Annotated in this window: 1 protein-coding gene and 2 pseudogenes; all 3 read left to right on the top strand. The window is 43.9% G+C overall.

Features of this window, described 5'->3' with window-relative positions; all coding sequences use genetic code 11:
* Nucleotides 1–440: pseudogene (locus R7O12_RS25915) on the top strand (L-sorbose 1-phosphate reductase); the annotation flags it as partial.
* 59 nt (nt 441–499) lie between these two features.
* Nucleotides 500–1,018: an MltR family transcriptional regulator gene (locus tag R7O12_RS25910; RefSeq protein ID WP_005462031.1), complete on the top strand. Its 519-nt coding sequence runs from the start codon at nt 500–502 to the stop codon at nt 1,016–1,018.
* Nucleotides 1,019–1,027: 9 nt separating this feature from the next.
* Nucleotides 1,028–1,187, top strand: a pseudogene (locus R7O12_RS25905) (nucleoside/nucleotide kinase family protein); the annotation flags it as partial.

The raw sequence follows: 1,187 nt of genomic DNA, 5'->3' as shown, positions 1-1,187 counted from the left end.
TACTTGGCAATGATGGCTGCCTCAACTTCTTTGCTGGCCCAACGGATAAGAATTTTAAAGTACCGTTTAACTTCTACAACGTGCATTACGAATCAACCCATATTGTAGGGACGGCCGGTGGTTCAAAGGGTGACATGGTGGAATCTATTGAGCTTTCCTCGCAAGGCAAGATCAATCCATCGTTCATGATCACACATGTTGGTGGTTTACAAGCTGCGCCACATACGATTCTGAATCAGTTGGATATTCCGGGCGGTAAGAAGTTGATTTACCCACATATTGACCTGCCATTGACGGCGATTGATGACTTTTTATCGCTGGCAGACCAAGACCCGTTCTTTGCGGAACTCGATGCGATTTTGTGCGCGAACAACTATGTGTGGAACGCGCATGCAGAAAAAGCGTTACTTGAGTTTTATGACGTGAGCTTAACGGTTTAGTTGCAACGAACATGTGTGGTAGCCTTTGCGCTGCCACATAATGGAGAGGTCATAAGACGTTGTCACGTGAAGACGAGTTACTGGAGAAATTGGATGAGTGTGAAAATGCCACTGCGTTTCTTCAGGTTTCTAACAAAATAATTAACCTCAAGTTAAAAGCATTACTTCCGAGTGTGTTCGTCCAAGACGACTTAGTGAAGGAGTATGCTGTGGATCCTTTATTGAGAGAAGATGGGCCATTGGTCACGACCGATGTTGTCTCCAAGTTGATGTTTGCGATGGGAAAAATCTCATTACAAACTTATGCAGACATTGGCTTGTACGATCAGGTATTGGAGTATGTGGTTACTCAGCCTGAAAAGATCGCGTTTACAGATGATGTGATTTATGACTTCATCAAAAACCAAGCGGTACTCTCTTCTCAGCAAGACTGCTTTTATCTTGAGTCGATCAATCAGCTAAAGTTCTCTTCGTTTGAGTCCTTTTCGCAAATGAGATACGAATCTCTCATCAAAACAGTGCTCAAGCTGTCGTGTGAAATGTTGATAGAAAGAATCGAAGAGGAAATCAATCAGTAAGGGTTCACCATGAAAGTGAATTTAAACGTCAGTGGCTTCGAAACCGAAGCAACCTTTCCCGATGCTGACGTAAAACGAATCCATCAGCCTCTTATCGAAAAATTTACTCGCCTCTATCATGAGAAGCAGGAACGCATAGTGGTGTTCTTGTGTGCCCCTCCGGGCAGCG

The organism is Vibrio sp. Vb1574 (assembly GCF_033338675.1).
This window is presented reverse-complemented; position numbering and strand designations above follow the sequence as displayed.